The organism is Elstera sp. (genome assembly GCF_044372965.1).
In the GTDB taxonomy this organism is placed as follows: domain Bacteria; phylum Pseudomonadota; class Alphaproteobacteria; order Elsterales; family Elsteraceae; genus Elstera.
Map to the genome: position 1 here is coordinate 1 of NZ_JBILQX010000163.1, position 8,186 is coordinate 8,186.

Annotated in this window: 6 protein-coding genes; 1 reads left to right on the forward strand and 5 read right to left on the reverse strand. The window is 61.7% G+C overall.

The features are described 5' to 3' along the window. The coding region (locus ACIQ36_RS16155; protein ID WP_395831177.1) for a CapA family protein at positions 1-1,189 on the forward strand (1,189 nt) is incomplete at its 5' end. A gap of 1 nt (position 1,190) precedes the next feature. On the opposite strand, the gene ACIQ36_RS16160 is transcribed toward ACIQ36_RS16155, so the two are convergent. The 5 genes from ACIQ36_RS16160 to ACIQ36_RS16180 form a co-directional block, all read right to left on the reverse strand. Beyond that, positions 1,191-1,382, reverse strand: coding sequence for a hypothetical protein (locus tag ACIQ36_RS16160; protein ID WP_395831179.1), 192 nt, complete (start codon positions 1,380-1,382; stop codon positions 1,191-1,193). A gap of 85 nt (positions 1,383-1,467) precedes the next feature. Next, on the reverse strand, positions 1,468-3,486 hold the full coding sequence (locus ACIQ36_RS16165) for a methyl-accepting chemotaxis protein (protein ID WP_395831181.1): 2,019 nt from the start codon (positions 3,484-3,486) through the stop codon (positions 1,468-1,470). 121 nt (positions 3,487-3,607) lie between these two features. Continuing rightward, positions 3,608-5,749 (reverse strand): methylmalonyl-CoA mutase, encoded by a 2,142-nt coding sequence (scpA, locus tag ACIQ36_RS16170; RefSeq protein ID WP_395831183.1) that lies wholly within the window; start codon positions 5,747-5,749, stop codon positions 3,608-3,610. Between the two features lie 17 nt (positions 5,750-5,766). Continuing rightward, on the reverse strand, positions 5,767-7,773 hold the full coding sequence (locus ACIQ36_RS16175; protein WP_395831185.1) for an acetyl-CoA carboxylase biotin carboxylase subunit: 2,007 nt from the start codon (positions 7,771-7,773) through the stop codon (positions 5,767-5,769). A gap of 128 nt (positions 7,774-7,901) precedes the next feature. Then, positions 7,902-8,186: carboxyl transferase domain-containing protein (locus ACIQ36_RS16180; RefSeq protein WP_395831187.1), on the reverse strand; the 285-nt coding region annotated here is incomplete at its 5' end.

An 8,186-nucleotide genomic window follows, 5' to 3' on the forward strand; every position in this document is an offset into this window, starting at 1 on the left:
AGAATGGCGGGTCGCGCTGGCGGGTCAATCGCTGATCCGCCACGATCCGCTTCCGGGGGCCGGGGCGGACACCTTAGCGCTGGTCGATCTGCTGCGCGGCTGCGATGCTGCCTTCACCAATTTCGACGGCAGCATCGCAGGCCGCTTCGGCGGTTGGCCAATGAAGGATAAGGCCGCCCACGGGATTGCCCCGGCACTGCTGGACGTTCTCAAGAACTTCGGCTTCACCCATTTGTCGCTTGCCAATAATCACGCGGGCGATTTGGGGCCGAACGGCATTCTCTCGACCTTGGAGGAAACCCAGGCGCGCGGCTTTACCGTCGCGGGCACGGGGCCGACGCTGACGGCGGCAACCCAGGCCGGCTTGGGCGGAGAGCTCGCTCTGGTTGCGATGGACGCCGGGCCGTGGGACGCCTCGGTCTATGCGAGCGACGGCGTTGAGGGCGGGCCGGGCCGCCCTGGCGTCAATCGCTTGAAAGTCTCGCGGCGCTTGGGATTACCGCCGGAAGTTCTGGCACAATTCGCCACATTGGCCGCGCAGATGGGGGATAGCCAACGCCTGAAAACCCGCGTGGCCGTGGGCTTCCAGACGCCAACGCCGCCGGGCTGTCAAAGTTTCTTCGGCCTCACCCTCGAAGTCGCCGAAGCGCCGGAAGAGCATTGGACGGTCGATGAGGTCGATCTCGCCCGCCAAGAAGCCGCCATCGCCGCTGCCAAAGCCACGGGCGCGCTGGTTATCGCGTCGCTCCACACGCACCATTGGCCCGCCGATTGGGAGAAGCCCGCGCCCTGGATACCCGGTCTCGCCCGCCGCCTGCTCGCAGCGGGGGCCGATCTTTTCGTCGGGCATGGCGCGCCGGTGCTGCACGGGATGGAATTGATCGACGGGAAACCCGCCTTCTATGGCCTTGGGAACTTCCTGTTCCACTCCCAACGCCAAAGCGTGCGCCCGCACCCGGCCCTATGGCGCAGCATTCTTGCCGTGCCAAGCTTTGCGGGTGGAAGATTAAACGGCCTTGATGTTCACGCGCTGCGCCTCGGCGGCGGCGATCAACCGCGTCTAGACGATCGGCCCGCACTGTGGCGCGGCCCGGATGCAGATGCGTTTTTGCGCAATTGGTGCGATCAGACCCATATCGCCGGATGGGACGGCGGTGATGGCCGCCTATCCCTGAGGCTCGACCGCTGATCTATAGTGCCGGTTGCCCATACCCGCGCGAGAGTGCAACGACCATCGTGAGCCCCAAGGGCGCCAAAACCAGCGCCACATAGAAAATGACCTGCGGGCCAAAAATCAACACCGCCGCAATCAGCGTCAGCAGCAGGTTGATAACGACGAGCGTCGGTAAATCGATCCGGTCCTGGTGAGTTTCGTGCTGCATTGCAACCATCTCAGTTGAAAATCATAGACTGAATGGCGTTCTAACAGACGTGCAGCGCAAAATCACGCGGCAAGAAAGGCCGGTTTCAAGCCGCCTTCACCCCGCGCAAAAACCCATCGACCACATCGCGCAACGCCGCCGCTTGGGTCGTGAGCCCTTGCGCTGCGGCCAGCACCCGGTCCGCCGTTTGGCCGGTTTGGCCCGCAACATCTGTGACGCTGCCAATCGTATCGCTGATTTCTTGCGTCCCGGCCGCCGCCTGCTGGACGTTCCGCGCGATTTCCGCCGTGGCCGCCGACTGTTGCTCGACCGCAGCCGCTACCGTGGCGGCGATTTCGTTGATATCGGTGATGCGGCTCAGAATGCCGTTGATCGCCGTCACCGCGTCCTGGGTTACGGCCTGGGTGGCATTGATCTGGCGGTTAATCTCTTCGGTTGCCTGGGCGGTTTGATTGGCGAGGCTTTTAACCTCATTGGCGACCACGGCAAACCCCTTCCCCGCCTCCCCGGCGCGGGCGGCTTCGATGGTGGCATTCAGGGCGAGAAGATTGGTTTGCGCGGCAATTTCATCGATCAGTTTCACCACAGTGCCGATCTGCTGCGCGCTTTCGAGCAGCCCCTGCACCGTAGCATTCGTCGCCTGCGCTTCCTGGGCCGCCCGCTGGGAAATATCGCTCGATTGCGCCACCTGCCGACCGATCTCGCGGATGGAGGACGAAAGCTCGTCGGCAGCTACCGCCACCGTATGCACATTCGCCGACGCATGCTCGGTAGCCGTTGCTACAACCTGCGCCTGCCGGTTGGTTTGTTCGGCATTGGCCGACATGGTTTGCGCCGTCACTTCCATCTCCTGCGAGGCGGTGGAGACCGACCCCAGCACACCGGAAATCGCTAGATCGAAACTGCCGGTGAGGCGCTCCAAGGTTTCGGCGCGGGCCTCGCGCGCCGCCCGTTGCGCTTCTTCCGCCGCCGCCAACGCATCGGCGCGCAGGGCATTATCTTTGAACACCTGCAGGGCTAAGGCCATCGAACCGATTTCATCCTGGCTTGCGGGTGGAATCGCGATTTGACGGTTCCCCTCGGCCATCGCTTGCATCACCTGGGTCATGCTGAGCAACCGGGCGATAATCTGTCGGTTGACATAGAACGACCCGATAGCGACCGCCAATAGCAACGCCCCCACGGCAACGCCGATGAGAATATTCATGCCCGCTTGAATGGCCGCGCGCATATCCCCTGCCGCCTGCGTAACGCCCTCGCGCGCTTGGCTAACGAAGCCCGCCGTATCTTTGCGGATGCCTTGGGAGACCGACAGGTTCGACGCCAGCATGAAATCCCGGTCCTGCAAATCCAGTAGGCGCGTGCGTTGCACATGGAAAAGATTGGCGGCCATCACCTCCTTGATCTTGGCGACCGAGGTGGTGAAATAGGCTTGATCGGCGGGCTCTAGCCCTTCGATGAGGCGAATAAGCCGCGTGGATTGATGGGCGGCCTGCTGCTCCATCCCATCCAAATCTTCGAGCTTTTCGACGGTGAGCATCGCGCGGACTTGCCAAGACAGACGGCTGACGAACTGCACGATGGTGGAGCCGCCACTATCGCCGCGCAGCACGCGCGATGCGGTAATGCCAACCTCGCTCACCGCCGTATCGAACTCGGCGACTACGCGCTTTAGCCGCGCGTCGGCATCAAGCGCGGCGCTATTGGCCGTATCGAGCGTGTTGAGATTGCGCATCAGATCATCGATATAATTTTTAAGATCGCTGACTGCCGTCGGCGCGATCCCGCCGTCCTGCAGCCGCTTTATCAGGCGCAGGGCTTCGTCGCGGTCCGCCGTCATCTGCTGGCGCACACCGTCGCGCGCTTCCGGCGTTGAGGCGGAAATAACCGCCGCCCCCAGGCCGACTAAGCGTTCGCCCTGGGCTTGCAGCAAGAGCGCCACTTCGATTTGCGGCAAACGATCGTCAACGACCGTGTCCATCCGCACCAGAACGGTCTGGAAAGCCACCCAGGCCGCCGCCGTCGCCAAAACCGGCAAGAGAGAGATGATCCCAAACGCCAGCCACAACCGGCCCCGAACCCCGAGCGATCCCGAATGACGCATCTCTACCCCCTATTCACCTCAAAAGCATCGCGCTTTCCCGATGAATTTAGGACAGATTCGCCGCCATATGCCAGAAACATTAGGATTAAGCACTATTCTCCCAGATTATACACTGCGGCGCTCAGATGTTTCGCGGCTTCTTCGCGATCAAATCCAGCACGACTTGCGCTGCATCCAACACATTCGTCCCCGGCCCAAAGACCGCCGAAACCCCGGCATCGAGCAGAAATTGATAATCCTGGCGCGGAATAACCCCGCCGCAGATGACGACGATATCACCGCCACCCTTGGCCTTCAGTTGGTCGATCAACTGCGGCAGCAAGGTTTTATGCCCCGCCGCGAGCGAGGAAACGCCAATGGCGTGGACCTTCTGGGCCAGCGCCATATCGGCGGCCTCTTCCGGCGTTTGGAATAGTGGCCCTGCCACCACGTCGAAGCCGATGTCAGTAAAACCAGAAGCGATCACCTTCGCGCCCCGGTCGTGCCCATCCTGGCCGAGTTTCGCCACCATCAGCTTGGGGCGGCGTTTGATTTCCTTGGCGAAGCTTTCGAGCCGCTCCACCAGCACGGTCATTTCCGGCTCGCCCTCATAGGCTTTGCCGTAGATGTTCGTTACCACCTGCGGCGTCGCCGAATGATTGCCGAAGACGGTGCGCATCGCGTCCGAAATTTCCCCAACCGTCGCGCGGGCGCGGGCGGCTTCGACGGCAGCGGCCAGAAGATTCCCTTCGCCGGTGCGGGCGATATTTTCGAGCGCGGCCAGGGTTTCGGCAACCGTGCCTGCATTGCGGCGGCGCTTCGTGTCTTCGATGCGCTTTACCTGGGCGATGCGGACGGCGCTATTATCGATTTCGAGAATATCGATGGGCTGCTCGTTCTCCAGCCGGTACTTATTCACGCCGACGATGACCTCGTCGCCCTTATCGACGGCAGCCTGACGGCGCGTCGCCGCCTCTTCGATCAGGCGTTTCGGCAAACCATCGTTCACCGCTTGCGTCATGCCGCCCATCGCTTCGATCTCTTCGATCAAAGCCCAGGCTTTTTCCGCCAATTCGTTGGTGAGGCTTTCGACGTAATAGGAGCCCGCCAGCGGATCGACCACTTTGGTCACGCCGGTTTCATGCTGAAGAATAAGCTGCGTGTTGCGGGCGATGCGCGCCGAAAATTCGGTGGGCAGCGCAATCGCCTCGTCGAAGGAATTGGTATGCAGCGATTGGGTGCCGCCCAACACCGCCGCCAGCGCCTCATAGGCCGTGCGGACGATATTGTTATAGGGGTCTTGCTCCTGCAACGACACGCCCGAGGTTTGGCAATGGGTGCGCAGCATCAGCGACGACGCCTTCTTCGGCGCAAACTCCGCCATGATCCGCGACCACAGCAGGCGGGCGGCGCGCAGCTTGGCGGCTTCCATAAAAATATTCATGCCGATGGCGAAGAAGAACGACAGGCGCCCGGCAAACTCATCGACATTCAAGCCCTTGGCGAGGGCCGCGCGCACATATTCGCGCCCATCGGCCAGGGTGAAGGCGAGTTCCTGCACCAGGGTCGCCCCGGCTTCCTGCATATGGTAGCCGGAAATGGAAATCGAGTTGAAGCGCGGCATTTCCTTAGCCGTGAACTCGATGATATCGGCAATAATCCGCATAGAGGGTTCGGGCGGATAGATATAGGTATTGCGGACCATGAATTCCTTCAGAATATCATTCTGAATGGTCCCCGAAAGCTCGGCGCGCGGCACGCCCTGTTCTTCCCCGGCAACGATGAAACTCGCCAGAATCGGAATGACCGCGCCGTTCATCGTCATCGAGACCGACATGTCTTGCAGCGGAATGCCGTCGAAGAGGATTTTCATATCCTCGACCGAATCGATGGCAACCCCCGCCTTGCCCACATCGCCTTCGACGCGCGGATGATCGGAATCGTAACCGCGATGGGTGGCGAGATCGAAGGCGACCGACAGGCCCTTTTGCCCCGCCGCTAGGTTCTTGCGGTAGAAAGCGTTCGATTCTTCCGCCGTCGAAAACCCTGCGTACTGGCGAATGGTCCACGGGCGGCCTGCATACATGGTCGCGCGCGGCCCGCGTAGGAACGGCGCGAACCCTGGCAAGCCGTCGAGATGCTCGATCCCGGTCAGATCGTCCTTGGTGTAGAGCGGCTTGACGTCAATGCCTTCCGGCGTGTGCCAGATGAGGGTTTGCGGCGAAACCTTCAGCTCTTTTTCGGCGAGCGTGTCCCAATCCTGCACGGTTTTTTTCTCGGTCATGCCTGCCTCCCGTGCGCCTATTCGAATTCCAAGATGAGTTCATCGACGGCCAAGCTTTCACCCACGGCCACCGCGATACGCTTCACCACGCCCGTGCGTTCGGAGCGCAGAATATTTTCCATCTTCATCGCCTCGACCGAGGCGAGCGCTTGCCCGGCTTCCACGGCTTCGCCGACGCTGACGTTGACCGCCGTAATCACGCCGGGCATCGGGCAGAGCAGCATTTTGGAGGTATCGGGCGGCAGCTTCACCGGCATCAGCGCCGCAAGCTCGGCACTGCGCGGGCTGCGAACGCGCACCACCAGATCGATGCCGCGTAAGCGCAGGCGCAAACCATTGCCCGGCACCAGGTCGACCTTTACGCCGAGCGGCACCCCATCGACGGTAAAGCGCGCAAGGCTGCGCCCCGGCGTCCAATCGCTGGCGACGGACAGGGTGGGGCCATTCTCCAGCGTCACCAGCGCGCCATCTTGGCGCGGCTCGAAGGTCGTACCAAAGCGATGCTCGCCCAGCGTCACGCCCCAGGACCGCCCGACCACGCGGCGGTGGTTGGAGAGTGCGCCGGAAATATCCGCCGCGCGCTCCTGAAGCGCTTGATTGATGAAGGTCGCAATCGCGGCCAGTGCGCGCGCTTCGGTTTGGTTTGGGGTGACGCCCTTAAAGCCCTCGCGGAATTCTTCGGCAATAAACCCCGTCGTCAGCCGCCCCGCTTGGAACCGGTCGTGCCGCATCACCGCCGAGAGGAACGGCAGATTATGGCCGATGCCTTCGACCTCGAAGGTATCCAGCGCCACCGACATCGCCTCAATCGCCGTCAGGCGATCTGGCCCCCAGGTGCAGAGCTTGGCAATCATCGGGTCGTAATACATCGAGATTTCACCGCCCTCGAACACGCCCGTATCGTTGCGCACGATGGTGCCATCGGGCTGCGGGCCTTCGACCGGCGGGCGGTAGCGCGTTAGCCGCCCAATGGAGGGCAGGAAATTGCGGTAGGGGTCTTCGGCATAAAGGCGGCTTTCCATCGCCCAACCGGTTAGTTTGACATCGTCCTGCCCAAAGCTGAGCTTTTCACCGGAAGCGACGCGGATCATCTGCTCGACCAGATCAATACCGGTGATGAGTTCCGTGACCGGATGCTCCACCTGCAACCGCGTGTTCATTTCGAGGAAGTAGAAATTGCGGTTGCCATCGACGATGAATTCCACCGTCCCCGCCGAGAAATAGCCCACGGCTTGCGAGAGCGCGACCGCCTGCTCGCCCATCGCCTTGCGCGTTGCTTCATCGAGAAACGGCGAGGGCGCTTCTTCGATTACCTTCTGATTGCGGCGCTGAATGGAGCATTCGCGCTCGCCCAAATACAGCACCGTGCCGTGCTGATCCCCCAAAACCTGAATTTCGATATGGCGCGGTTCGGTCACGAATTTTTCAATGAAAATCCGGTCGTCGCCGAAGGAGGCTTTGGCTTCGTTTTTCGACGATTGGAACCCTTCGCGGGCTTCCGTGTCGGTCCAAGCGATGCGCATGCCCTTACCGCCACCGCCCGCCGACGCCTTAATCATCACCGGATAGCCGATGCCTTGGGAGATGCGCACGGCTTCTTCCGCGTCGGCAATCAAGCCCATATGGCCGGGCACGGTGGAAACCCCCGCCTCTGCCGCCAGCTTCTTCGAGGTGATCTTATCGCCCATCGCCTGAACCGCGCGCACCGGCGGGCCGATGAAAGTCACCCCCTCCTTCTGCAAGGCTTCGGCGAAGACCGGGTTTTCCGACAGAAACCCATAGCCCGGATGCACCGCATCGGCCCCGGTCTTTCGGATCGCGTCCAGAATCTTATCAATAACGATATAGGATTGGTTCGACGGGGCCGGGCCGATATGCACCGCCTCGTCGGCTTCCCGCACATGCATCGCATCGCGGTCAGCGTCCGAGTAAACGGCGACGGTCGCAATGCCCATTTTCTTGGCCGTGCGGATGACCCGGCAGGCGATTTCACCGCGATTGGCGATAAGGATTTTTTTAATCATCGGACCTGCGGCTCCCGCGAAACTGCTCTAAACCCCTCCCCCGCCGGGCCTGCCGCCCCGCCGCGCTCTTGATCGGCGCAGTCGGGACGGCAGCGGCAAGGGCCTCCCCCTCGGCTCGATCCTCTGGATTACAGAGGAATAGTATCGTGTTTGCGCCAGCGCCGTTCCGCATCCTTATGGCGCAGCGAGGCAAAGGCGCGGGCAATGCGGCGGCGCGACGAATGGGGCATGATGACCTCATCGATAAAGCCGCGTTCTGCCGCCACGAACGGGTTCGCAAACCGCTCTTCATATTCTTTGGTGCGCGCGGCGATTTTCTCTGGGTCGCCCAACTCGGAGCGGTAGAGAATTTCGGTTGCGCCTTTCGCGCCCATCACGGCGATTTCCGCCGTCGGCCACGCGTAATTGATATC